The sequence below is a fragment of the Marinarcus sediminis (SeqCode) genome (genome assembly GCF_048571275.1).
Taxonomy (GTDB): Bacteria; Campylobacterota; Campylobacteria; order Campylobacterales; family Arcobacteraceae; genus Marinarcus; species Marinarcus sediminis.
In genome coordinates, this window is sequence record NZ_CP182357.1 from 1,985,807 (window position 1) to 2,011,199 (window position 25,393).

25 protein-coding genes and 1 tRNA gene are annotated in these 25,393 nt (G+C 32.0%); 11 read left to right on the forward strand and 15 right to left on the reverse strand.

From position 1 onward, the window contains the following. The first annotated feature begins 10 nt into the window (after positions 1 to 10). From hemW to ACNI3C_RS10080, 3 genes are all read left to right on the forward strand, one after another. Positions 11 to 1,078: a radical SAM family heme chaperone HemW gene (gene hemW / locus ACNI3C_RS10070; RefSeq protein WP_419769668.1), complete on the forward strand. Its 1,068-nt coding sequence runs from the start codon at positions 11 to 13 to the stop codon at positions 1,076 to 1,078. A gap of 88 nt (positions 1,079 to 1,166) precedes the next feature. Next, positions 1,167 to 3,383, forward strand: coding sequence for a hypothetical protein (locus tag ACNI3C_RS10075; RefSeq protein WP_419769669.1), 2,217 nt, complete (start codon positions 1,167 to 1,169; stop codon positions 3,381 to 3,383). Further along, positions 3,352 to 4,914 (forward strand): UbiA prenyltransferase family protein, encoded by a 1,563-nt coding sequence (locus tag ACNI3C_RS10080; RefSeq protein WP_419769670.1) that lies wholly within the window; start codon positions 3,352 to 3,354, stop codon positions 4,912 to 4,914. Before ACNI3C_RS10075 ends, ACNI3C_RS10080 begins: the two co-directional genes overlap by 32 nt. Before the next feature lie 24 nt (positions 4,915 to 4,938). Here the strand turns inward: ACNI3C_RS10080 and ACNI3C_RS10085 are convergent. The 3 genes from ACNI3C_RS10085 to ACNI3C_RS10095 all read right to left on the reverse strand — a co-directional run bounded on the left by ACNI3C_RS10085 (position 4,939) and on the right by ACNI3C_RS10095 (position 6,072). Beyond that, positions 4,939 to 5,021 (reverse strand) — tRNA-Leu (locus ACNI3C_RS10085). Between the two features lie 72 nt (positions 5,022 to 5,093). Beyond that, complete coding sequence (locus tag ACNI3C_RS10090) at positions 5,094 to 5,369, reverse strand: HU family DNA-binding protein (protein ID WP_419769671.1); 276 nt, start codon at positions 5,367 to 5,369, stop codon at positions 5,094 to 5,096. A gap of 127 nt (positions 5,370 to 5,496) precedes the next feature. Next, positions 5,497 to 6,072, reverse strand: coding sequence for a class II aldolase and adducin N-terminal domain-containing protein (locus tag ACNI3C_RS10095; protein ID WP_419769672.1), 576 nt, complete (start codon positions 6,070 to 6,072; stop codon positions 5,497 to 5,499). Positions 6,073 to 6,132: 60 nt separating this feature from the next. On the opposite strand from ACNI3C_RS10095, the gene rsmH reads away from it, so the two are divergent. Genes rsmH through ACNI3C_RS10110 form a run of 3 tightly spaced genes read left to right on the forward strand, consistent with a single transcriptional unit; the run spans position 6,133 to position 10,374 of the window. Next, the gene (gene rsmH, locus ACNI3C_RS10100) at positions 6,133 to 7,035 is read left to right on the forward strand and encodes a 16S rRNA (cytosine(1402)-N(4))-methyltransferase RsmH (protein ID WP_419769673.1); all 903 of its coding nucleotides are present in this window, start codon (positions 6,133 to 6,135) and stop codon (positions 7,033 to 7,035) included. Further along, positions 7,028 to 7,279 (forward strand): hypothetical protein, encoded by a 252-nt coding sequence (locus tag ACNI3C_RS10105; RefSeq protein WP_419769674.1) that lies wholly within the window; start codon positions 7,028 to 7,030, stop codon positions 7,277 to 7,279. Before rsmH ends, ACNI3C_RS10105 begins: the two co-directional genes overlap by 8 nt. Then, positions 7,276 to 10,374: an efflux RND transporter permease subunit gene (locus ACNI3C_RS10110; protein WP_419769675.1), complete on the forward strand. Its 3,099-nt coding sequence runs from the start codon at positions 7,276 to 7,278 to the stop codon at positions 10,372 to 10,374. Before ACNI3C_RS10105 ends, ACNI3C_RS10110 begins: the two co-directional genes overlap by 4 nt. On the opposite strand, the gene ACNI3C_RS10115 is transcribed toward ACNI3C_RS10110, so the two are convergent. Further along, the gene (locus ACNI3C_RS10115) at positions 10,366 to 11,685 is read right to left on the reverse strand and encodes an SH3 domain-containing C40 family peptidase (RefSeq protein ID WP_419769676.1); all 1,320 of its coding nucleotides are present in this window, start codon (positions 11,683 to 11,685) and stop codon (positions 10,366 to 10,368) included. The genes ACNI3C_RS10110 and ACNI3C_RS10115 overlap by 9 nt on opposite strands. Before the next feature lie 92 nt (positions 11,686 to 11,777). Beyond that, positions 11,778 to 12,938 (reverse strand): TsoY family (seleno)protein, encoded by a 1,161-nt coding sequence (locus ACNI3C_RS10120; RefSeq protein WP_419769677.1) that lies wholly within the window; start codon positions 12,936 to 12,938, stop codon positions 11,778 to 11,780. 181 nt (positions 12,939 to 13,119) lie between these two features. Here ACNI3C_RS10120 and ACNI3C_RS10125 point away from each other — a divergent pair, with 181 nt between their 5' ends. Continuing rightward, positions 13,120 to 13,965, forward strand: a complete 846-nt coding sequence (locus ACNI3C_RS10125) for a GGDEF domain-containing protein (RefSeq protein WP_419769678.1) — start codon at positions 13,120 to 13,122, stop codon at positions 13,963 to 13,965. A 24-nt stretch (positions 13,966 to 13,989) separates the two neighbouring features. Here the strand turns inward: ACNI3C_RS10125 and ACNI3C_RS10130 are convergent, their stop codons facing one another. The 6 genes from ACNI3C_RS10130 to glmS all read right to left on the reverse strand — a co-directional run bounded on the left by ACNI3C_RS10130 (position 13,990) and on the right by glmS (position 19,469). After that, positions 13,990 to 14,265 (reverse strand): c-type cytochrome, encoded by a 276-nt coding sequence (locus ACNI3C_RS10130; protein ID WP_419769679.1) that lies wholly within the window; start codon positions 14,263 to 14,265, stop codon positions 13,990 to 13,992. A gap of 174 nt (positions 14,266 to 14,439) precedes the next feature. Further along, positions 14,440 to 14,721, reverse strand: coding sequence for a c-type cytochrome (locus ACNI3C_RS10135; protein ID WP_419769680.1), 282 nt, complete (start codon positions 14,719 to 14,721; stop codon positions 14,440 to 14,442). A gap of 214 nt (positions 14,722 to 14,935) precedes the next feature. Then, positions 14,936 to 16,510 carry an AMP-binding protein gene (locus ACNI3C_RS10140; RefSeq protein WP_419769681.1) on the reverse strand — a complete coding sequence of 525 codons (1,575 nt, stop codon included), beginning with the start codon at positions 16,508 to 16,510 and terminating at the stop codon, positions 14,936 to 14,938. A gap of 9 nt (positions 16,511 to 16,519) precedes the next feature. Next, positions 16,520 to 17,701, reverse strand: coding sequence for a glutamate mutase L (locus ACNI3C_RS10145; RefSeq protein ID WP_419769682.1), 1,182 nt, complete (start codon positions 17,699 to 17,701; stop codon positions 16,520 to 16,522). Next, a complete protein-coding gene (locus tag ACNI3C_RS10150) occupies positions 17,698 to 19,062 on the reverse strand; it encodes a methylaspartate mutase (protein WP_419769683.1) in 1,365 nt (454 codons plus the stop codon). Before ACNI3C_RS10150 ends, ACNI3C_RS10145 begins: the two co-directional genes overlap by 4 nt. Then, positions 19,059 to 19,469, reverse strand: a complete 411-nt coding sequence (gene glmS / locus ACNI3C_RS10155) for a methylaspartate mutase subunit S (RefSeq protein ID WP_419769684.1) — start codon at positions 19,467 to 19,469, stop codon at positions 19,059 to 19,061. The genes ACNI3C_RS10150 and glmS overlap by 4 nt, the downstream gene beginning before the upstream one ends. Positions 19,470 to 19,612: 143 nt before the next feature. Between glmS and rraA the strand changes: the two genes are divergently transcribed. Further along, positions 19,613 to 20,092 (forward strand): ribonuclease E activity regulator RraA, encoded by a 480-nt coding sequence (rraA, locus tag ACNI3C_RS10160; RefSeq protein WP_419769685.1) that lies wholly within the window; start codon positions 19,613 to 19,615, stop codon positions 20,090 to 20,092. A 73-nt stretch (positions 20,093 to 20,165) separates the two neighbouring features. After that, a complete protein-coding gene (locus tag ACNI3C_RS10165; RefSeq protein ID WP_419769686.1) occupies positions 20,166 to 21,434 on the forward strand; it encodes a ComEC/Rec2 family competence protein in 1,269 nt (422 codons plus the stop codon). On the opposite strand, the gene ACNI3C_RS10170 is transcribed toward ACNI3C_RS10165, so the two are convergent. The 4 genes from ACNI3C_RS10170 to tatB are packed head-to-tail and all read right to left on the reverse strand — an operon-like array spanning position 21,409 to position 24,306. Next, positions 21,409 to 22,161: an exonuclease domain-containing protein gene (locus ACNI3C_RS10170; RefSeq protein WP_419769687.1), complete on the reverse strand. Its 753-nt coding sequence runs from the start codon at positions 22,159 to 22,161 to the stop codon at positions 21,409 to 21,411. The genes ACNI3C_RS10165 and ACNI3C_RS10170 overlap by 26 nt on opposite strands. Positions 22,162 to 22,173: 12 nt before the next feature. Then, on the reverse strand, positions 22,174 to 23,205 hold the full coding sequence (gene queA, locus ACNI3C_RS10175; protein WP_419769688.1) for a tRNA preQ1(34) S-adenosylmethionine ribosyltransferase-isomerase QueA: 1,032 nt from the start codon (positions 23,203 to 23,205) through the stop codon (positions 22,174 to 22,176). After that, positions 23,198 to 23,926, reverse strand: a complete 729-nt coding sequence (tatC, locus tag ACNI3C_RS10180) for a twin-arginine translocase subunit TatC (RefSeq protein WP_419769689.1) — start codon at positions 23,924 to 23,926, stop codon at positions 23,198 to 23,200. Before tatC ends, queA begins: the two co-directional genes overlap by 8 nt. Further along, complete coding sequence (gene tatB / locus ACNI3C_RS10185) at positions 23,926 to 24,306, reverse strand: Sec-independent protein translocase protein TatB (protein WP_419769690.1); 381 nt, start codon at positions 24,304 to 24,306, stop codon at positions 23,926 to 23,928. Before tatB ends, tatC begins: the two co-directional genes overlap by 1 nt. A 93-nt stretch (positions 24,307 to 24,399) precedes the next feature. On the opposite strand from tatB, the gene ACNI3C_RS10190 reads away from it, so the two are divergent. Both ACNI3C_RS10190 and ACNI3C_RS10195 read left to right on the forward strand, forming a co-directional pair. Continuing rightward, the gene (locus tag ACNI3C_RS10190) at positions 24,400 to 25,155 is read left to right on the forward strand and encodes a TerB family tellurite resistance protein (protein ID WP_419769691.1); all 756 of its coding nucleotides are present in this window, start codon (positions 24,400 to 24,402) and stop codon (positions 25,153 to 25,155) included. Then, the gene (locus ACNI3C_RS10195; RefSeq protein ID WP_419769692.1) at positions 25,155 to 25,391 is read left to right on the forward strand and encodes a (2Fe-2S)-binding protein; all 237 of its coding nucleotides are present in this window, start codon (positions 25,155 to 25,157) and stop codon (positions 25,389 to 25,391) included. The genes ACNI3C_RS10190 and ACNI3C_RS10195 overlap by 1 nt, the downstream gene beginning before the upstream one ends. The last annotated feature ends 2 nt before the right edge of the window (positions 25,392 to 25,393 follow it).

The following is a 25,393-nucleotide window of genomic DNA, read 5'->3' on the forward strand; positions in this document are numbered from 1 at the left end:
GGATTAAAAATTGCTTTTATATATACATATACCATTTTGTGACAGTAAGTGCTTTTATTGTGCTTTTAACTCTTATACCAACATGTTTCATCTCAAAAAAGAGTACATGAATAGCCTAAAAAATCATTTAAAACACAGCGTTGAAAATGAACTAAAACTAAAAAATAAAACTATAGAGACTGTTTTTATAGGGGGAGGAACTCCCAGTTCTATTTTGGCGTTGGAGTATAAAGAGATCTTTGAAATTATTCAACCTTATTTAGAAGAAAATGCTGAAATAACTGTAGAAGCCAATCCTAACAGTGCAACTCAAAGTTGGTTGGAAACCATGTTTTTTTATGGTGCCAATCGAGTCAGTTTTGGTGTACAAAGTTTCAATGACGAAAAACTGAAATTTTTAGGACGTGCGCATAATGCTACTAAAGCTAAGGAAGCCATTGTTTTAGCCAAAGAGGTGGGGTATAAAAGAATCAATTGTGATTTAATTTATGGGGTATTAAACGATACGTTTGAATCCATTCAAAAAGACATTGACATAATCAATACTTTGCCTATTGACCACGTGAGTGCTTACAGTTTAACCATAGAGGAGGGCACAAAGTTTTTTGCTAAAAGCAGTGTCAAAATTGATGATGAAGAACTCTCTGGTAAAATTTTCTCTTATTTAGAAAAAAGTGGTTTTAAACAGTATGAAATATCAAACTTTGCAAAAGAAGAGGCTTCTACTTCAAAACACAATATCGGGTATTGGCAACATAAAGAGTATTTGGGAGTTGGTGCTGGAGCAGTAGGGTATATTGCAGGTCAAAGATTATATCCGCAAAAAGATTTGGAAAAATATATTCAAAACCCTTTTGAAAATGAGATTGAAGTTTTATCGCATGAAGAGATTAAAACAGAAAAAATATTATTGGGTTTGCGTTCACTTGTTGGAATTGAGTTGAGTCTATTTAATGAAAAAGAGAATCATAAAGTCATGCAATTGGTCGAATATGAAAAGATTTACATAAAAAATGACAGAGTCTATAGTAAGGATTTTTTGCTTGCCGATGAGTTAGCCCTTTATATTTTAGAGTAAGTACTTTTATTTAAAAAAGAGCAATGTAACTTTTTTTTTACTTTAAAAGTTATATAATAATCACATTTTTACATAAAAGGGGAAGTTTATGCTGAAGTGTTATAGGTTATTGATACTTTTGAGTTTGGTTGTTTTTTTGATTCAAGGGTGTGACTCAGGGAGTCGTTATTCAAGTTTTAATCCCAAAGAGGTTACTTTTTCTGAAGTTAAAGTTGAAGTTGCTAAAAATGATCAAGCAAAAAAAGCTGAATTAGAGAAGCTTATTGTACAGGCTAAGGTAGATACCATCAAACCTGAAGATGTCATGAGATATCAATTGGCAAATGCACTTAATAAAAGTTTAGAGGTGCAAAAAAGCGAATTGAATAAATTGACATTGGAATTGGATAAATTAAAATCGAATGATACAGCAAAGCTGTTTACTCCTATTGAATCTACAGAGATTCACATGGGTGGAGGAATTTGGCAATATATGGGTAAAGAACACATTCATTTGGTTAATACAGACAATAAAGTCTATACTTTTGATAAAAATAATTTCAATTTGCTTAATTCCAAGATTAAAGCCAACGAATCTATCAGAGGAGTATTTGAATCCAAAGACAAACTTCTTGTGGGAGGTTTTTTTGGATTAGAAGTGTATGATAAGCAAACATTTAAATATGTTAAAACCCTGTTTAGAAAAGAAGCCATCTATAACTCTGTTTCTGTAGGTGATAAATTAGTGGTTGGCAATTATCAAAAAGTGAATGTACTGGATAAAAAAACATTCAAAGTCTTACACAGTTTTTCTTCTGGATATTTTGTTAAATTTACTGCAAATGAGAACTATTTGGCCCTTATTGATACCTTTAAAGATAGGCTTATGATTTATGATATGAAAAACTATAAAATGCTTTATGATTTGTCTGTTGATTTTTCAAAAGGCAAAGAAGAGATTGCTATGGAAATTGTTAATAACAAAATCATTATCTCTTATAAAAATAAAGAGCTTTGTTTGATTGACTTTGTCAATAAAAAGGTTCTTCACTCTTTTCAAAATAATATTGTGCCATATAAGTTAAGAGTTATAGGCAACTCTGTTTTGTATAAAAGTAATAGCGATGAGCTCTCTTTATTTAATACAGAAACATTGGAGACAAATGTTGTGTTCAAAACCGAAGAAAATATAGGAGACTTTAATGCAGATAATGAAGCACTTTATATGATACTTTGGGGCAAAAAAACTGTCATGCAAAAATATAACTTCAAAGCAATAATTGAAAACTCAACGGCAATCAATGAACTCATCTCTCAACAAGTTTCTTTAGAAAGTAACATTAAAGCATTTGAAAATAAAATTAAAGAGATAAACACCTTACTTGTTTTGAAAGATAATGCCACTTTTTTGACCATGGCAAATATTATGATGAAAAAAACATATAAAAATGGGGTCATAGGTGAGCGTTATGTGCCTTATACTTCAACTTCATACTCTTCGCCTCAACACAGTACAACATACATTAATGGAAGAGCGTATAATGAAACCAAATATGAGGATAAAAGTTATTCAAATGGAGGATACAATACTGAGGTTCATGGATATAAAGCAATTTACCGTGTAGATAATAATTCAAGAAATTACTACTATGTAAAACTAAAATTTGATTGGTCTGGTAAATATTCAAAATATGAAGTTTATAACAAAGGGGGTGCATGGAGCGGTGAAAGTGGTACAGGAAGTAAGCTCGTTTCTAATACCACTTATTCAACCCATGAAGAGGAGTTTGTAATTGCTCCAGAGGACAATTATAAATTTCAGTTTGAAGTGGGGGAAGAAAAGTCAAGCATTGATTTAGAGAACATTGATATTAAAATCATACCAGAAGAGTATTATGAAGCATTGAATTATGCCTTGGATGTTAAAAATGAAGATATTGAACTGCTAACTAAATTTTTAAATGATTCAAAACTGATAAATTGGAAAAATAAAATAAAAGGGGCATACAAAGAGATTACGCATGAAATTAATAAACGATTTAATGAAGCCAACATTAAAAATGCTGAAGTAAATCTTACCATTAATGAAAAAACATACGATAAAGACTTTGAGAGTAAAGTAACCTTAACGGCATCAAGCTCTAAACCCATGTGTGTTTATATCAATACGCCTTTTGGAGATAAAATGATAAAAACACAAGAGGGGAAAGAGACAGGTTTTTTATTCTGGAAAAGGTATGAAAAATCGATTGATTATATCATTCGAGGTGTCTCAAAAGAGAGCTTAAAAGCGAGTGTTAAACACGTTGCCAAAATTTGTGATTGATTATTTAAAGAGGATAAAAAGAGATGAGTTAACCATTAACTCATTTCTTTTAACTTTTTTAACTCTTGTTGTTATTCGTACACTTCTGGAATTTGCATTTGAAAGTGGTCATTTTTTAAGCTTAAACAGCTCATTTTATTACATTGTTGTTGATTACATACACATTTTCATCTCTTGGCTGACATTGTATTTTTGTATCAGCTTTATACTCTCTTTTTTTTCAAACAACTCTTTTTTTGATACACTTAAAATCACACTGAAGTTTTTTGGTATCATCATTATTGTTCCTCTTTTGGATTATTTTTTGTTTGAGAGTGGAAAAATTGTTTACAACTACCATTTTGATAATTTTTGGTTCTCATTTATGAATACTTTTAACCCTTTTGTAGAGCTCTCATTTGCCACAAAAGGGGTGAGAGTTGAAATCGCTTTGGTGTTGTTGTTTGCATATCTTTTTGTTTATATAGAGACCCAAAAACACTCCAACGCTTTTTTTTCCTCACTGCTTATTTATGGTATTATCTATTTGTATGGATATCTTCCTGCTTTGTATAATGCACTCTTTTTTACCTCTTTTAAAGAGATTTTAAACCTCTCATATCTGGCTTCAAAATCGGATGTTCAGTTTAATTTGTATCTTTATTTGCCTATTGCTGTTTTGCTTTTTCTTGGTGTACTTAAACAGTGCAGTAAAAATATACAAGCAACTATTATTGACAGTTTAAGATTGGAGCGTTTTAGTATCTATATGGGACTGTTTGTATTTGGTTTTTTAGTGGTATTAAAACAAAACAGTATTGCTTTTGAAGTTATCAATCTTTTTGACATGCAAAAGTTTTTTTTGGCACTGTTATCCTTATTGCTTTTGTTTGCTTATTCCACCATTTTAAATAATATTTACGACCAAGAAATAGACAGAATTTCAAACCAAGAACGACCATTGGTTAAAGACTATATTCAAGTGCAAATGTATCATCAAATTAAAAACAGCTTTTTATTCTTTGCACTGTTATGTGCATTGTCAGTCAATGAGCAGTTTTTTTTACTCTCACTTTTTATTTTTTCGCTCAGTTATATCTATTCTGCTCCACCATTGCGATTAAAAAAACATTTTGTTACGGCAAATTTGATTTTATCCAGCATTGCTGTCACTGTTTTTTTACTGGGCTTTTCTTTGGTTGAAGCCAATATGAGTTTTATTAACAGCAATAAAATATTGCTTCTGTTTATATTTGCTTTTGTTTTTATCAGTGCAAATATCAAAGACATAAAAGACATTCAAGGAGATAAAAAAGAGGGAGTAACGACACTTGTAATTTTGTTGGGGGAAGAGAAGACAATGTGGATAATCAAAAGCAGCGCATTGATATGTTTAGTACTGTTTTTGTATCTTTTATCTTTTGGATTGCTCTTTGAACTTCTTCTTGTAACTTTGTTTTTATTGCTTAGTGTGTTGATTAAAGAGTCAGAGCGATATTTATTGTGTTTACAATTGATTGCAGTGATTGTTTATGTGGCTTTTTTATTGTAAATAGGGGGATAATAAAATAAGTGGTGGTACCCGTGGGCGGACTCGAACCGCCAAGCCGAAGCACCGGATTTTGAATCCGGCGTGTTTACCAATTTCACCACACGGGCATAAAAAATAGGGAATAAAAAAACCCATCTTGAAAATCAAGATGGGTATTTTAGTAAATAAATACTTAGTAATTACTTAGCTACAGCGTCTTTTAAAGCTTTTCCAACTTTAAATTTAGCAACAGTTGTTGCAGCAACGTTAACAGTTCTATCTGTACCTGGAACTTTAGCAGTTCTAGCAGCTCTCGCAGCAGTTGAGAAAGTACCAAAACCAATAAAACTAACACTATCACCTTTAACTAATGTCTCAGTAATCGTTTCTAATGCAGCATCAACTGCACCTTTTGCATCTTTTTTAGATAATCCAGCTTTTGCAGCTACTGCATCAATAAATTCAGCTTTGTTCATTGAAGAACTCCTTATAAGTAAAATTAAACTTGATTACTTTATAGTATCTAAGCTTTAATAAACCTAAAATAATACGCCTATGAGGGGTTTTTCCATCCATTTTTTAATAATTTCTTAGAAAAATGTCTTAAAAAGAAGATTTTATACTTAAAAGTCTACAACTGTTTTCTAAAATGGCAACTTTTTTTATGAGGTCATTTATGTCTCGGTCATAGGCATATGTACCAATGCCTTTTATCACCATAATGTGAGAATCTGACTCTTTTAAATATTTTGTAATTTCCAATGCACTTCTGTCATACCAAGTATCAAAATTTCCTGGGTCATAAATAGGCAGTTCTCCAAATGTGGTTTTCCCAAAGTAGTCATTAAAAACAATTCTATCGTGATCAAAAGTATACGCTGTTGTATATATGGGCAAACCAAAAGCCACATATTTTGCTTCATGTATGTGATTATATATTGAGGCATGAACATTTGATTCAATACTGGCAATTTTCCATCGGTAATCTCTTTTATTCATATTAAGTTCACAAAAATATTGTTCACTCATTTCATCGAAGATGGCATCAGCTGTATTGATCATAAAAGCGTGGTGATCGAGTTTAGCTGAAATAGCACCGTGATAAATTCCAAAAAAGTTCTTTCTAAACATGGTTAAAGATAGGTCACTTAGAAGCTTAACTGTATTTTTCTCAATCATTTTAAATGCCTTAAATCAATTTTTAGGTATTATACTCAAAATATATTAAGGACCATTTTAATGCATATACCTCACATCCCTGTACTCTATAATGAAACGCTTGAAGCTTTTAATGATATTACACAGGGATTTATTATAGATTGTACACTGGGTTATGGTGGTCACAGTGAAGGATTGCTTAAACAAAACAGTCAAATTAAGCTTATTGCTAATGATCAAGATGACGAGGCTTTGGCTTTTTCAAAAAAAAGGTTAGAAGCGTTTAAAGAGAGGGTTCTCTTTAATAAGGGTAATTTTGAACACGTTTTAGAGCAGTTTAAAGATTTTGAAGTAAGAGGTATTTTAGCAGATATTGGAGTCTCTTCCTTACAATTAGACAAACAAGAGCGTGGTTTTGGTTTTGAAAGTGATACTTTAGATATGAGAATGAATCAAAATCAAACCTTAGATGCTAATTTTGTTGTCAATACATATACTCAAGCAGATTTAGAAAGAATCTTTAAAGAGTATGGAGAAGTAAGAGAGTATAAAAAAGTTGCCTCTTTAATTGTAAATAATCGACCGTTTACAACTGCCAAAGAGTTGTCTGACTTTTTGTTAAAAAAGATGCATAAGGGCAAAATTCACCCTGCAACACTGCCTTTTCAAGCCATACGAATTGAAGTAAACGATGAATTGGGTGTCTTAGAACGACTCTTTGAATCCATAGAAGCATTAAAACCAAAAAATTGTATTGTTGCTATTATCTCATTTCACTCTTTGGAAGACAGAATTGTTAAAAACTGTTTTAAGAAGTGGACAAAGTCTTGTATCTGTGCACCTACTGCATATCGTTGTGAATGTGGGAATAACCATGCGTTAGGAAAAGTAATTACTAAGAAACCTATAATACCAAACAAAGAAGAAATAAAGAATAATCCTAGAAGTAGAAGTTCAAAATTAAGGATTTTTAAGTTTGATTGAATTAAATGGTAAAAACTCATTGTTGATTGTATTTGCTGTATTATCGATTGTCTTGGCACTTTATTTTCCTAAAATATATCTCAAAAATAATATATATTATGTCAGTAAAGACATCAATATCATTTATGCAGATTATATTTCATTGAAAGAAGAGAACCGTTTTTTACAACAACAATTGGAAGATATGAAGTTTAAAAATCAAATTATGGATTCACTGATTATTAATGGAGTGGGAAAAAAATGATTAAATATATCATTGAGTTTTCTTTACGAAAACCCATTTTGAACCACTTTTTACTTCTATTTTTATTTATACTCTCCGTTTTGGCTTACTTTAAAATACCCAAAGAGATTTTTCCTCCTTCAACACTGGATGCAATTACGATTAATGGAACTTATGCAGGAGCGAGCAGTGATATTTTAGATAAAATGGCTGTTGAAAACATTGAAGACGATTTATTGGGATTAAGTGAAGCAGATAAAATCAGCACAATCATAAAAAATGGTTTTTTCAGTATTCAAATTGATTTAAAAGATGGATTTAAAGCCAATGATGTTTTAGATGATGTCAAAGATATTGTCACTAAGGCCAAAAGCGATTTGCCCACAGATATGGATGAACCTACGGTTAAAGTGGTCAAACACTCGTTTCCTTTAGTTACGGTGGCAATTTATGGGCAAAAAAGCAAAGAAGAACTCCTTGATCTTGCCAATAAGTTAAAAACGCAATTTATGAAATTTCAAGATTTAAGTAATATCACGGTTTTCAGTGACAGTGACAAAGAACTTTTAATTACATTTGATGACAATAAAATCGATGCGTATGATTTAGATAAAACGGCAGTAATTAATGCGGTTAAATCCATCAGTTCTATTTTCCCTGTAGGAATCATAAAAGACAGCACAAAACACTACTATTTAAGTACTTTTAATGGTGAAAAAAATCTTCAAAAAATCAAAGATACCATTATTAAAATTGGCACGACTAAACTCTATTTAAAAGATATTGCTAATATTACCTATAGTTTAGGAGATGTTACGACAATTTCCCATTTTAATGGAGAACCCAATATCTCTATTGGAATCAATAAAAGTGAAACAGGTGATGCCATTGAGTTGGTTAAAGAGATTAAACTGCTTTTAAAAGCACAAGAAAAAATATACCCTGATTTAAAATTTGATACCTATACTGATACTTCTATTTGGATAAAAAATAGGCTCAATACGGTTGTTTCAAATATACTTTTTGGACTCATTTTACTTTTTTTAGCACTCTTTTATTTTATCAATTCAAGAATTGCTTTTGTGATTGCCATTGGTATTCCTACATCATTTATGATTGGATTGATTTTTGCAGAAAGTTTGGGCTACAGCTTAAATATGCTTTCACTTTTGGGGGCATTAATTGCATTGGGAATGCTTGTCGATGAAGCCATTGTTGTTGCTGAAAATATCTACAGGCACATGGAGATGGGAAAAGACAGAAAAACAGCAGCCATAGACGGAGCCTTGGAAGTTTATCCCGCTGTTTTAACTGCCACGGCTACAACAGTATTTGCTTTTTTACCTATTTTACTCATGAGTGGAGAAGTAGGGCGATTTATGAAAGTTTTACCCATTATGATTACAATTTTACTTTTGAGTTCACTGCTTGAAGCCTTTTTCTTTTTGCCTTTACATGCCAAAGAGGTCTTTAAAATCAATAAACAGCAGAAACGTTCTGAATCAATTTGGATTGCCAATAAGAAGATTTATGACACTGTGTTAAGTTTTATTTTACACTACAAATATAAAAGTCTTTTGGTGATGATTGCTCTTATTATTACACTATCAGCTCTTTTTTTAAAGAATTCAAAATTTCAGTTTATGCCAGATTTTGACACGACTCAGGTGTATATTACAGGTTCAGTGGGTGTGGGCAATAGAATTGAACAAACCGAAAGTAAAGTATATGAAATTGAAAAACTTCTTTTAAAAAACAGTGATTTCAAAAATGATGTCAGTTCTATCAGTTCTGTTATTGGAATGAAATTAGATGGTAAAAATTTACCTCAAAATGAAGAGTTTTATTTTCATATTTTTGTTAATTTATATGAAAGAGCCCCTCAAAATATTTTTGATAAATACATCAATCCGTATCTTTCCCCCAAATATGACGCAACAAATATGATACGACAAAAGAGTGCTCAAACCATAGAACATGAGATGAAAGAGCTTTTAAAAGAGTTGAGTGAAAGCAAAACCTTTGATGAGTTAAAAGTTTTCACTCCCAAAGCTGGGATTGTCAAAAATGATATTGAAATTGCGGTCTCAGGAGAGAATAAACAGGTAAGTGATGCTGTGTTTAAACTCAAAAAGAGATTAACACAAATTCAAGGGGTTTCAAATGTGGCAGATGATTCATTGGAGGGGAATGTTGAACTTAAATTTAGAGTCAATCAATATGGTCAAAATTTAGGGTTAAATGAGGAGTATATTATCTCAGTACTCAGACCTTATTACTTTAAAGGGGCATACTCTAAGATGTTTGATGACAAAGGCATCGTTGAGATTGTTTTTCAAAGTAAAAATAAAGATTTTGTTCAAAGTCTTAATAATTTTGAAGTGACCTTACCCAATTCATCGCGCAGTGTTTTACTCAACGATGTTGTGGATATTGTAAAACTGCCTGCATATTCACAAATTTTTAAAGAGAACAATGAACGTATCAGAAGTATCACTGCAAGTATTAGAGGAACGACCTCTTCTGATATTTATGAGCAATTGGATCCTACCATTCAAAGCTTAGAAAAGAGCGTAAGCATTGTTATAAAAGGGGAACAAGAGGAGAATAAAAAAGTTCAAAAAGAGATGATGGAGGCTTTTTTAATCGCATTGATTCTGATTTTTATTGCTTTGGTGTGGATGTTTGATTCTACGGTTAAACCATTGATTATTATTTCAACCATTCCACTGTCTGTCTTAGGAGTCTTAGTAGGGCATTTTTTGTTGGGCATGAATCTTACCATGCCAAGTTTGATTGGAATTGTAGGGCTTGCTGGAGTTATTGTTAATGATGGTATTATTATGATGGATTTTATTAAAAATTCTAAAAGTATCCAAGAGGTTAGAAATAATGCCCTTTTAAGACTCAGACCCATACTTTTAACTTCCATTACAACGGTACTTGGACTCTTTACATTGATGTTTTTTGCTTCAGGTCAAGCGTTGATTTTAAAACCCATGGCTGTCTCTTTAGGCTTTGGCGTTATGTGGGCTACGGTATTAAATCTCTATTACGTCCCTTTGCTTTATTGTTTAATTTATCAAAGAAAAAATTTAGACAAAGAGTCAGTTTAGTTTTACAGGGAGTTGGTTGAGTAACACCATTCCCTCAATTTTTTCTAAGATATTATTCTCTTCAATAAAATGAGGCAACTCTTTCCCCGGTGAGAGTGTTGTAATAACTGCTTTTCCTATGATAAATCTTCCAAAATAGTTGCTCTCTTTCGAAGTTTTAATTCCCCAAACATTATGCAAGACCATCGGTTCTGCCTCTTTTTCTCCAAGATAAAGCATAATATGACCTTTTAAATAAATCAGCGTTAAAAAAGGTACTGCTTGTTTGAGAATGGTTTCTTTTTTCTCTTTTTTATTTAAGCTTTTGAGTGGAATGTATCTTCCATTTTTAATTTGAGCTTTTGAGTTTCGATTTAAAGCAATTCCAAAAGCAGCAAAGTAATCTTTGGTTAAAGCAGAACAGTCCCTATTATGATACGCTTCTCCCCAACCGTAAGGTTCATTAATTAACTCTTTTATGACTTTTTCAATATTGCTTGCATTAAAATCGAGGTAATTGAGTGTTACACTCTTTTGATCGATTGTAACAGTTTGTAAATAGGCACTTAAATTGTTATATTGATTGACTACAAAGAAGTGTCCATATTTGCTTTTAGGCAAAAGTGTACCTAATTTAATGCTCTCTTTAAAAAAGCCATTTTTATATATCGGAGTGTTGTCTTTAATGGCAATATAATACTGGCTTTGCTCAAAGGTTTCAATAATCGTTTTATCAACAATTGCCAGTGAATCAACTGATATCCAACCTGTGATATACGCTGTTGTAATATAAGCCCACTGTTTGTCTTTTGAGAAATGTGAGATAAGAATAGGTGTGTTAATTTTAATACCAGAGTTTTGATTGTAATCAAAAGGGAAACCCTCTCCTTGATTTTTAGGATTGTAAAAAATTGGAAGAGTGGTTGGGAAAACACGTACATTGGTATTTTTAATGGTGATGGCTTTGTGAACTTCTTGATTAAATTGTTCAAAGTTGCTGTTTGAAATCTGTTGATTGAACCACTCTTTTGTAAGTCTTTTATAATTGGACCCATAGACTTCTTGGTGCACATACATATTGCCCCATTGTGCTTCGTCAGGTGATACAGTAAGTTTTTCTTGATGCCAAGGTGCAAAATATTGTTTTTTGAAAAGAGCATAAAATTCATCTTGAAAATCGATATTTTCTGTCTTAAAATTGCTGCTATAATCTTTGATATCTTGTGAGTAGTGGGTTACATCTTCTATTTGAGTGATTTCATTTTTATGACTGCACGCATTGAATAATAAAGTAGATAAAACAACAACAAAGGCTTGCAATATTTTAAGCATGGTTTGCCCAGTTTACGTGTGATGTTGAAAAGTCAGTCATGATACAACCCTCTGTTTTTTAGGATTGTATCATAATAGGGGTTTATTAAAATTTAGAAATTGAATTTTCTTTTTAATTTGAAAAAATAGAGTATGGTTTTGTATTGTACAAACATGAAAGGTAACATAATTAAAAAATAGCTCAGTGAGTATTTTTCTATGACACCATTAAAGGTTAAACCAAAGTTAACAAAAAACATTCCAAATACCATAAAAGCAACACCAGGACAGATTAATGCAAATGATACAGGAGAACGGTTCTCTCCTTCAATAAACTCTTCAAAGTAACCAAGTTTTTTCATGACTTGATACCCTAAAATACCAAATATAATTTGTAATGAAACAATAACTGTACTAAATGTAAAGAGTGATGAGTTCGCTAAAGGTGAATTAAAATGATGGTTTAAACCAAAAGATATTCTTACATAAGCAATACCAAGTAGAGTTAGAATAGGAATGATAATCCATAATGAAGGAGAAGCTTCAATTGCAATACCTTTTTCAAACATCTTAGTAAAACCGATGGTCATTTTAATGAGTAAAAGTAAAACGGCAATAGAGGCAAAAAAGAGTGACCCCATAATTCCAATCGCATTGATACTGATATTTAAACTCATAGCCCCTGGTGCTGCAAATCCCACTGAAACCATTGCAAATGAGAAAATTGATATCATTTGTGAGAGGTTATTGTTGTTGGCAAAGTCAAAATTCCCTTTTGTTAAAATACGTGTTAAGTAGTTGAAAAATATTTTAAGTGCAAAATAACCTGCAACGGCAAAAGCAATCAGCGCAAAAGGAAACATATATTCAACAATGCTCCATAAACTTGGCACAAATACAGCACCTATTACAAAACAAACATTGATTGTCATAGCATACGTTAAAGGTATTGTCATTAATGAAATTTCATCATTAGAGTTTTTTAACTTTTCAAATTTCTCTGTTTTTTTAAATAAATTAAACTGTTTTGTATTCCAAATTAAAAATTTAAAGTGTAAAAAAGAGAAAACAAGAATAAATATCATTGCTAAAACCGAGACAACACTCAGCCAATTCCCTTGCAAAATGACAGGATAAATAAAATCAAACGTTGCCATAGGTACCCCTTTATGAGGTACTAAAAACATTAGGTACATAAAAAATGAGACCGCTAAACCACCCGCACTCAATGCACTTAAAAAACACATTGGTGTAAACTTTTCTCTTAACTCCATATAAGCCTTTCTTATAATAATTTAAAATAATTTCTGAAATATTACAGTAAGAAACTTTAAATAATATTAAGAGATTATATTATTAAAACTTATACTACAAAATAACAACTCCAATGGTTTTAGCTTTATATAAAGCTAGATATAATACTATGTTTTAAAAATTATAAGGGCAGTTTATTTTATGATTCATATTTCTGTTACAAAAGATTTATTTGATAACATTTTAAAAACGAAAGAAAAAATTGTAGAAAAAAAAGTAACGAATTATTGGAAAAAAGAGTTACTTGATATTGCAATTATTGAAGATAAGATTCATTACAATATTAAAAAAGTTGAACGCATCAGTATATCAAATGGCTTAGGTGATGAAAAACCCAGTTTGGTAGTTGAGTGTACAAAAATCGATTACAATACCAAAAAAAATATCTTTGAATTCCATATTGGAAGAATTATTGAGAAAAAAAATATTTTGATAGAAGATGACTACAAAGATTCTTTGATTCAACAACTTTTGAAAGAGAAAGAGATACTTCAAGACTCAATGCACAGAGATCATTTGACAAATCTTTACAACCGACGAAAAATGGAAGAGGATTTGAATGCATTCATTGGACAAAACAATGCAAAATTTTTAACCGCCATTTTTGTTGATGCAGATAGGTTTAAAGGAATCAATGACAACTTTGGACACGATGTAGGAGACAGAGTTCTTAAATCAATTGCCAATAAGCTTAATCGTCATGCCAATCGATTAAATGGAGAAGCCTACCGATATGGGGGAGAAGAGTTTATTATGTTATGTTTTATGCCTCAAGAGAGTTTGCTTCAAGGTTTAGAATATTTAAAAAATGAAATACAAGCAGACAGAATCTTACACGATACAAAAGATATCAGTGTGACAGTAAGTATGGGTGTCTCTTTTTGGAAAAATCATGTTTCGATTGAAAAATTCATAAAATCTGCAGATGACTGTGTCTATATGGCGAAAAAAAATGGACGAAATTTAATTGAAGTGGCTTATAACTAGAAGAAAAACTTCCAGTTATAAAGGTTATTTACCAATTGAAGAGGCTATTTCTTTAATATCTGCATCGGTCAATCCAGATGCTTGAGTATGCATTATACTTTTTAACGCTCCTCCGTAAGTGCCATCTTGATACCCTTTAAGTGCAGCCATAATTTGCTCTTTTGTTAAATTTTTAATTATTTTTGATGTACCCATAGCTGAAGTCTCGCCTTTTGAACCATGACAAGCAAGGCATTTAGAAAATGGATTAGCAAAACATAGTGTTGTTAAAAGTGAAATGAAAATTAATACTTTTTTCAAGTTAAATCCTTTTATAATTGAAATATCGTAATTCTAGTATAAAGTAGATTTAATTAATATTTAATTGGAGCAATTTTTTCTTTTTTTATAAATAATTATATTAAATATTATATGTTAAGTTATCTTTTAATATTAAGCCATCAAAAAGAGCGAGTGCTCTTTTTGACTTTACAATTATTTACCGATAGTTGTAGCAATTTCTTCAATTTGTGCGTCAGTTAATGAACTTACTTGAGCTTTCATTAGCCCTTTTAATGGACCACCATAACTACCATCTTTATACCCTTTAAGAGCAGTAACAATTTCAGCTTTAGTCATATCTTTGATGATTTTAGATTTACCTTGCATTGCTGAAGTTTCACCGTTAGCCCCATGACATGATACACATTTTTGTGCATACGTACCAGCAAAAGATAATGTTGCTAGAATTGATGTTAAAATTAAAATTTTTTTCATTTTCGAATCCTTTATATTTAAAAATTATATTATTCTAATATATTTTAGATTTATTTTAGATTTATTTTTTACCATTTCTAGTCTCTTTTTATAAAAAGTTTCAATAAGTAATATAATTTAAGATTTTTTTAAACTGTTAAAACTCAACAGAGTTATTTTTTTGTGGCTTAATCTAAAGAAGCATAAAATCAATGATTATGCTTCTTTATGAAAATCAGTTGTTTGAGAGAACTTCTTTTTTGAGTTCATCTTTATTGACTCTGTTTTTATCAGAGGCAATCAGAGGCAGTGATTTTTTAAAAATGATTTTACTTGGAATCATATAGCTTGCAAGGTGTTTTTTCATTTCAAAGAGTATCTCATTTTTTGCCAATTCACTTCTTGAAGAGTATACCAAAACGATCTCTTCTTCAATTTCATCATTTGGAATGGAAAAAACAGCGCATTGATCAACTTCTTTAATATTATCATATACAACAGATTCTACTTCAATGGGTGAAACTCGAAATCCTCTGGTTTTAATCATGTCATCTTGACGTGAGACAAAGTAGAGGTATCCCTCTTCATCTTTATAGACATAATCTCCGCTGGCAACAACAATCTCATCGTTGAGTTGTCCTTCAAGATTGATGATATTTTTTAGAATTTGAATTGATTTGAATCTTTTTTCACTCTCATTTGGCGCATTCCAAAACCCTTTGTAAATGTATGAACCTCGGTGTATGAGCTCACCCACTTCCCTAGGAGCACACTCAAATCCCTCTTTATTGATCACATAAAGTTCAACATCTGGAATGGCTTTTCCAATAGAATTTGGTCTGATTTTAAGTTGAGTTGGTTCTAAATAAGCACTTCTAAATGCTTCTGTTAAGCCATGCATAGAGTAAAATGCCGCATTGGGGAAATATTTTTCAATATCGGCAATCATTTTTGGGGTCACTTTCCCTCCGGATGAAGCGATAGTTTTAACGTGGCTTAAAAGCTGAGGACTTGGAAGTCGATGTTCGTCTTCATCAAACATTTGAGTTATATTAATAGGCATGAGTGGAATGACAGTTACTTTGTCATTGATGATATGATTGAAAAAATCGCCTGGCAAGACAAAACGGTGTAAAGCCAATGTGGCTCTTTTATACAATGCACAAAAAATTTGATTTAATCCATAATCCAAATTAAAAATCAAAAGTCCTGATATCACATCATTTTCATTTAAATGCAGATATTTTGATACGACTCTGGCACTGTCAATTAAATTTCTGTGTGAAATCACAATCCCTTTTGGGAATCCTGTACTTCCAAAACTGTAGGTAATAACAGCATTATCATGTCCATTTATATCACAACTGTATGGTTTATTGTAGTATTTGAAAATCTCTTCAAAGGAAGGAATTTCTTTTGCTGTGGTTTCATATGAGATAATTTGCCCGTTAAATTTGATCTCTTCAATGGATTCGAGTTTGAGTTTATCTGTGATAATACATTTAATATCACAATCTTTGATGATGTATTCAACTTGTTCGGGTTTTAATAGCTTGGTTAAAGGCACAAGAATATAATCTGTTGAAAGAATGGCTAATATGGCAATAACTTGTTCAATGCCTTTATTAGAATACAAACCAATTCGGCTCCCTTTTGGCAAATTCAGTTCATTTAAATAAAAGGCAATTTGATTGACTTTAGTGAAGAGTTCACGGTAGGTCATACTTTTTTTATCAAAAATAAGCGCAACTTTTTCTGGGTTTGAAAGGTTGGCATCTTCAATCAGTGTTCTGATACAATTTATAGACATTTTCTCTCCTTAATCTCTTGAAGCAAGTGTCCAAATATTGTAATCTGTGTCCATTACAATAGTTGGATTATGGCTTGAATTTAATATCTTTTTATAAAAAAATGACACAATATTTTCTACATCTTCTAGTTGTAAAACTTTTGTAATCCCACCGGTAAATATCATAGAGTTTAACGCATTTAGTTTTAAGGTTACATAAGCTTTTCTAAAGTGTGAAACTTTGCACAGCACCAAAAAAATAGCCAGTTGCATAAGTATTTTGAGAGCTTTTTCACTTTGCTCTTCAAAAATATTCTCAGTTACTTTTAAATACGCTAAAAGTTCATATACAAATTCATTGTTTTTTGCGCTGAAAATGAGTGACTCTTTTGATTTAAAAACACCCAATTTTTTAAATACCAATCGGTCATACTCATTGTCGCTGACCATATTTTCAGCAATTAAATCTTTAGAGTAGTGAATATCGGTTGTTGCACCACCGATATCAATTAAAATATAAGGATCAGCTACTTTAAATTTTGTATCCAATATTGGCAATGTCTGATTGACAATATAAGGTGTTGAAAAAATTTGATTAGAGGTGATGTCATAAAGGTGTTTGATGTCCTCTTTGCCTACAATATCCGCTTGATACAAATTGGTTAAATACTCTTTTAAATCCTCTTCATTGATATGAAGTTTGTTATTGATAATATTAGGCAATATAACAAGGTTGTCAATATTGGCATTTAACAAAGGTGCATCATGTGCATTTCCTACATAAACTATATTGGAATAATTTAATTTATCCAAATAATCAAACAAATCATGATTGAAAATATTTTCTACACCATCAATCGCCCCTACAACGATGACTACGTCAATTAAATCACTGGGAACAGAGACCTCTTTGATTTGAGAGTACAACACCGTGTCAATGATATTTATTCCAGAGTTAAATGCAATATTGGTTGCATATTTGAGTGAAAAAGAGTTGGTAATACCGATGATTAATGTACTCAATCCGCCATTGGCTGATGAGCAAATATAGATATCTTCTTTGGCATATTTTGAGATAATATCATCGCATTTGTATTTCAAATCATCATAAATGTCTTTATTAAAATCTCTGAAGTGTTGTTCAACACTGTTATTCGCACTGACTTTAAAATAGGTGCTTCCAATGTCGATTAATAGTTTGTTTTGGCTCATTGCATAATTCCTATATCATGGATAATATCATTGACAATTGATGTAGTGTCTTTGGTTAAATCGCATTTTGATTTTTCATACTCATAACATTTGTCTGAAATGGGGACTTTCCCTCTTTTGATGATTCGGATGTTTTTATTGGCATCCCGAATGGTAATCATTTCGTTGTTATTGATAATATGTGGAGAAAAAGGGACATCAATGATTCCATTTTTAATGCTATTCAAGGCTTTTCTCCAAAGTGTGTCTGCTGGGTCATTAAAGACCGCACTCATGATATCCATAACTTCTTCTGTAAGAATTTCTTCTTCTTCGGCATCTACAATATTGGGTAAACCATTTAAAATTCGGAGTGTATATTGTGTATTGGCAACGGTTTTTGCATTGGCTTCTTTGGTTGGAATACCGCTGGCTTCTTCTCTGGTTTTGGTTATGATTTTATCTGCACCTACCATAGAAGCAATTACGGTACTCATATTGATAAGTTGTTCTGCAAAATCTTTATTTTGTGGAAATGCACCCATCCATTGATGGTAAACCAAGTGAATGGCGGCATCTTCACAGTTAATCTCTTTGGCATAATGACGAGCCAATTTTTTAATCACTGCACCCATAACAATATCTTGGTTCATTGAACCTGTTTGAGAAAATGAAACCGAGAACGATTTTACCCCTTCTTCAAGTGAAAGTAACATCTCAATGAGTTGAATGACAATCGTAATAGCTGGTGGCACAAGTGTTGCTGTTAATGGCCCAAATGACTCTCTGTTAATGGGTTCATTGAGTTTTGAGTAATTGGCACAAATTTTATCGACATATTTCCAATATAAAAAGGCTTTATCCAATGGAAAGTTTTTTGAATATGGCAGTAAATAGGTAATTGGACCACCCTCAATTTCAAAAATACCTGAAGCAATGGCCGTTTCAATTAAGAGTCTGGCATCGGGTGTTCCGTGCCGTAGTGATACAGGCTTATTAAAATGAGTAATCATTTTTCGTGTGGTTCTGTATCCGTGATTGACTAAGGGGTATCCATTTAACATATCTACATCGTTCTCTTCAGAGAGTCTTAACATTTTTTTGGAAGTGGCATAGTCATTTAATCGGGTATTTGAATCAATGGTTAAAGGCAAAACATCAACATTGGCTTCGACAAAAAATTCGTACAGAGCAAACATCTTTTTGTATGTAGGAAAACCTCCACGAGGTTGTACCAACATCTTTTTAGCATGTTTAAAGTGGTGCGAAATAAAGAGCTCTTTACTTGCATTTTTAACAAAATCTTCAACTTCTGCAAAGTCAAAATTATCGACATACTCATTGCTGAGTATGATTTCTCTCTCTTCTTGTAATAGACTCATCTTCTCTCACTCATATACTTTTCTAATTCATCTAACCCTGTATTTAAATCAACTTGATGGAATACCAAGTCAAATCCATAGTTTTTGAACTTTGGAACAATATCTTCTGCGCTTCCTGTTCCAACTACCAAGTTTCCACCAATCATAAATACAACATCGTCCAATAATGTACCGTATTTACTTTTTAAGAAATTGACCTCTCTGCACCACCCCTCAGCTTCACCATTGAGTGATGAAATGAGTAAAATATCGGCATTGGTTTCAATGACGGCATCGATGAACTCTTCCAAATATGTATTAACCCCAAGATTAAATACTTCAAAGCCTCTGGCTTGTAATGAGAGCTCAATAAGCCTGTTTGCTACTACATGAATATCATTACCAACTACGCCTGTTACTACTTTCATATATTTACCTAAATTAATTTATTTTTCTCATAAAAGGCGCTATCATATCGAAAGTTTCGTAAAATTAAGTTTAGATAAAATAAGAAGATATTAATTGCTAAAATGTAATAATGAAAACCTAAAAATATTTGATAGGAAAATGAATGAGTTTTTTTACAGCAGATTTATGTGATGCACATTTTGAGAAAGTCAGAGTTTTAAATCCCACGTTTCAATCGTATGGGGGAAAAGAGAAAATTCGAGGTACAATTGTTACGGTTAAATTGGATAAAAACAACCATGATTTGGCACAAATATTAAGAGACGAAGAGGGCAATGGACGCATTATTGTTGTGGATGTGTCTCAAGAGTATTATGCCGTTGTGGGTGAAAACCTAATCAAATTTGCACTGCAAAAGAATTGGGCAGGCATTGTTGTTAATGGGTATGTTCGTGACACCGATCAAACCAGCAAATTCCCTGTTGGTCTTTTTGCTATTGGAACGTGTCCCAGAAAATATATTCCTCAAACACAAGGTGTGCGTGGAATTGAACTCAGCTTTGAAGGGGTTATTTTTAAAGATGGCGATTATTTGTATGCCGACAACGATGGCATTATTCTTTGTGATGAAAAAATCGTCTGATTTTAACCTCTATTAATATAACAAAAAAGTGATAATTATATAAAAATTTGATATTATTCATTAAAGGATTTTAATGGATAATTCAAATATTAAACTTCTTTATGGTGTTAAAGAGTGGTCTCTCTTCATAAGCACATTGACTGCAATTTTATGCTTTAACCTTCTATTAGAATACCATCAATTTAAAAGATTTAAAACCAATGAGATATATGCAGTTCAAGGATATGTTGAAAACATTTACCCCAAAGAGGATTTTAATACAATCAAACTTCAAACACCAGATTTTCATTTTTTCACCTCTTCAAGTAAATATATAATTTTAAAAAGATTTGAACAAGTTCAGGTGATGATTTTGACCTCAAAAGTAGACTTTTGGGATTATTTAAGAGGTTTTTATGCCTCAAGTATCAATATATATACAACACATTCACCTAAACGTTTAAAAGAGAAGTTATCTTTTGGTGTCGCTTCTCAACATGACCATGAACTTTTTAAAGAGTTGTACAATGCTCTTTTTTTTGCTATTCCGGTCTCAAAACATTTACGGGAAGTGTGCACTTATTTTGGCATTTCACATTTAATTGCCATTTCTGGATTTCATTTGGGCTTACTCAGTTTTATACTCTATTGGATTTTTTATGCCCCTTATACGTATGTTCACAGAAAATATTTCCCTTATCGGAATAAAAAGTACGACATTTTACTGTTATGTACATTTTTCCTTTTAAGTTACCTCATTTTCACTTCTTTAATTCCTTCATTGTTAAGGGCTTTTGTCATGTTTGTTTTGGGAATAATTTTTTTAAGAAGTAATATTAAAATTCTCTCTTTTGAAACGTTATTTATTACAACGTTGTTGATTGTTGCTTTTTTCCCAAAATATATTTTTTCATTGTCGTTATGGTTTTCCATATCGGGGGTATTTTATATTTTTTTGTTTTTGAAATATTTTAATAAGATCTCAAAAATAGGGCAGTTTGCACTTTTTAATTGTTGGATATATCTTGCAATGAATCCCATTACCCACTATTTTTTTGGAACCATCTCTTATTTACAGCTCTTTTCACCCTTAATTACCGTGCTTTTTACACTCTTTTACCCTTTAGAGTTGCTGTTACATCTGATTGGTTATGGCGGAATATTTGATGACTATTTGTTGCAAGTGGTGCAACTTAAGCCTTATGCTTCTGAACTGTTCACACCCCTTTGGTTTTTGTTTATTTATGGGGCAATTTCACTCTTAAGCCCCTTACGAAAAGAGGCTTTTATTGTTTTAAATATACTTTTGGTTTTATTTAATGGGTATATTTTTTATCTTAATAGTGGTTATTGGAGTTGGTGAGTTTATCTAATGTATATTTCATGTCTTCATCCAACTCCAGATTTTGTTTCATCCAGTTTAAATATCCGGCATCACTTGAAGCGACCTCTTGAGTGCTTTTGCCTTTATACTTTCCAAATTTAAAGGTTTCAATAAACACTGGAGTTTTGGTTAATTCTGAGAGTTTTTCCATGGGATTATAATCGGGGTACACTTCTCTGCATTTTGCAACGAGTTTTGATAAAAAGAGTTTCATAACCAAAACATCTCCAAGAGCATCGTGTGCTTTGATGGTAATGTTATTTTTTTTCGCCTCTTCCTCTTCGGTTTTATACAAATCCAGTGCATATCTGATATATTGAAGTCGGTGATATGGCAGCTCTTTAAAAAGATGTTTGGCACAACGCAAGGTGTCAATGTGTTGTAAGTTTGATTTAAATCCCTCTTTTTCAATCATGCCTAAATCAAAGCTGATATTATGGGCAATCAAATAGTTCTCTGTATGGTTCAATTGAGACAATCTTTGATAAAAGTTTGTTTGAGTAGCCACGGGTTTACCCTCTAACAAATCAGGGGTAATGTTGTGCACTTCCATTGCTTCAATTTTAATGGCGACTTCAGTTGAACATAACTCATCGTAAACCTCTAAAGGTGCTTTAGCATCTACAATCATAGCACCAAATTGGATGATTCTGTCCTCTTCTTGGTTCCCAGTGGTTTCTGTGTCAAATAGTATGTATTTTGGCAAAATTTCTCCTTTTTATAGTATTAACATGCCATCGCCATAGGAATAAAATCGGTAATTCTCTTTGATGGCTAAATGATAAAGTTCCAGTGTTTTTTCTAATCCAATAAATGCTGCAATGAGCATGATCAGTGTTGATTTTGGCAAGTGAAAATTGGTTAATAGATGGTTGACTCTTAAGGGTTGATTGATAGGATTTAAAAAAAGGTCACACTCTCCTTGAGTTTTAGCCGTTCTTGAATAATATTCAATGGTTCGAGTTACCGTTGTACCTACGGCTAAAATTGGTTTGGTACTGTCTAAAAGCATTTGTGCTTTTTGAGGTATTTCAAAATATTCACTGTGCATAGAATGATTTAAAATATCTTGCGCATCAACGGGTTTGAATGTACCTGCACCTACGTGAAGGGTAAGATAATCAAGGGTATGGTTTTTCTCTAAAGCTTCCAAAAGTGTTGGAGTAAAATGAAGTGATGCTGTAGGAGCAGCGACTGCACCATAGTTTTTAGCAAAAAGTGTTTGATAATCTTGATTATCCTCTTTTTCATCACTTCGGTTCATGTATGGAGGCAAGGGCAGATGGCCAATGGCATTAAAAATATCAACCAAGCTTAAAAAATCAACTTCTTGATTGTTTTGAAAAAATTTAACAATTCGTGTACCATCATCGTTGAGTTTCAAAACAACAGCTTCTAATGATTGTTCAAATAAAAGTTGGGTTTGCTCTTTGACTTTACCCCCAATCATACACAAATACTCATTCTCTGGCAACGGTTTGTTAAAGAGAAGTTCTACTTTTCCACCACTTTGTTTATGTCCAAAAATTCTGGCTTTAATGACTTTGGTATCATTGAGTAAAATGGTTAAATCTTTGGGCAAAACTTCTAACAGGTGTTTGTATTTGGTGTGTGTTATTTCATTGGTTGTGCGATTATAAACAAGCAGTTTGGCTTCATCAGCAGGGTGTACAGGGTGCGTAGCTATGAGTTCTTTGGGTAAAGAGTAGTCATAGCTTGAGGTTTTTAATGGGTCTAAAATGTTACTCATCCTCATCTTCACGAGCAGCTGGGTTGAACACTTTAGCAATGTAGATTGAAATACCATAAAGTAAAATCAATGGAATGGCCATTAAAAATTGTGTCAATACATCCGGTGGAGTTAAAAGTGCGGATAAAATAAAGATAAATACAATGGCGTATTTAAAGAAGTCTTTTAACATTTTGTCATCGACTAAACCAATCTTTGCTAAAAAGAAGGTAATAACTGGCAATTCAAAAGCAATCCCAAATCCAAACAGGATTTTTGTAAAAAACCCCACATATCTTCCAATACTTGGAAGTACAGTAACGACAGTATTTCCGAAGTTGATTAAAAATTCAAATCCAAAAGGTACTACTACATAATAAGCAAACGATGCACCTAAAAGAAACATCAACGTTGCAAAAAAGACAAAAGGCAAAGCCAATCTTTTTTCATGGTCATACAACCCTGGTGCTAAAAAGAGCCAAAGTTGCCAAAAAATAATGGGTAATGAAAAAATGAATGCAGCAAAAAAAGAGACTTTCATGGCCGTAAAAAAGGTCTCTTGAACTTCTATGGCAACCATATTTGTACCTGCAGGTAAAATGGCTTTTGCTGGCATCATCATCCACTCTAAGATGGGTTCATACACCGCAAAACAGACAAAAAACATGACAATAAGTGTAATACCTGAAATAATTAATCGTTTTCTTAAATCAGCAATATGAGGTTTTAAATCTTCAAACATTACTTAAGTGCTCCGTCTTCTTTTTTGCTATCTTTTTTAAAGGAAACCTTCTCTTCTTTTTTTGTTTTGGGTTTATTTCCAGCCGCAGGTGTTTCACTCGGTGTCTCTTTTAAAATATCATTAACCCCCAAGTCAATATTGTCAAATGATACTGAAGATTTAGCATTTTCAATTTGAGCTTTGAATTTATTGGCTTCTTCTTTCATATCTGAGATCTGTAATTCATTGTCAAGGGTAGACTTGGCTTCATCTATGCCACTTTTGAATTTCTTAAAAAATCTTGCAACTTCAACCATAGCTGTTGGAAGCTTATCTGGTCCAAGTGCAATAATAGCGATAACAGCAATAAGCATAATTTCAAAAAATCCCATACCGAACATATATTGACTCCAAATGTAGTAATTAAAGGAGAGATTTTACCTTATTTTTGATAAAATCTTGCTATAAAAAATAATATTTATATTGGAGAAAAAATGAAGCTCATTGTCCTTTTCGTTATTGCAGCAATTTTATATTTTATTGCCAAAAGTTATAAGACTGAAAAATTTCAAAACATACAGCTGAATATAAAAGAGAATTTTGATGGTGATTTAATGAATCACGAAGCAGGGCTTTTGGTTGCCCTTATGGCAAAAGTGGCCAAAGCAGATGGAAAAGTGTGTGAATTGGAAGCTGAACTTTTAAAACACACGTTAAATGATATTTCACGACACTTTGAGAATCAAAATGAAATTCGAGAGAAACTCAAACTGATTTATAAAAAAGAGAAAGAGAGTTTTGAAAATACGCTTGAAATTTGTGAAAAAATGCTCAAATTGACAAAATTTGATTATGCAAAACGTGTTGGTATTTTAGAGTATCTATTAAATTTAGCTTTTATAGATAAAGAGTTTTCAAAAACGGAGTATATGATTGTTGAAGATATCTCCAATGCGTTAAACATAAAAAGAGCAGATTTTGAAAAATTAGTCAATAAATTTGAAATGTTCTATAAAAATCAAGCTCAAAATAGAAAAATTACTCTTGAAGAGGCTTATAAAACTTTGGATGCCAGTGCAAGTGATGATACTGCAACGATTAAGAAAAAATACAGAGCTTTGGTGAAACAGCATCACCCCGATATCATAAGCGGTCAAGGGGGAAGTGCAAATATGGTTGAGGAAGCAACCGCTAAGCTTCAAAGCATTAATGAAGCGTATGAATTGATTAAAAAAGAAAAAGGGATTTGATGTCACGAAGATTTGAACACGCCTATGAAGTATGTTCTTGTAGACATGTAAGTTTAGGTGAAATTCTTTACGCTATTCAAGAGAAAAATGCTAAAACCTTAGGAGACATACAAGACTTAACGGATGCAGGAACACAATGTCGATGTTGCATCTGTGAAGAGGGTGATTTTGGAAAAGTAAAAAAAGAGTTATATTGCGAAGAGATATTAAATAAATTTAATAAGGGAAACAGATAATT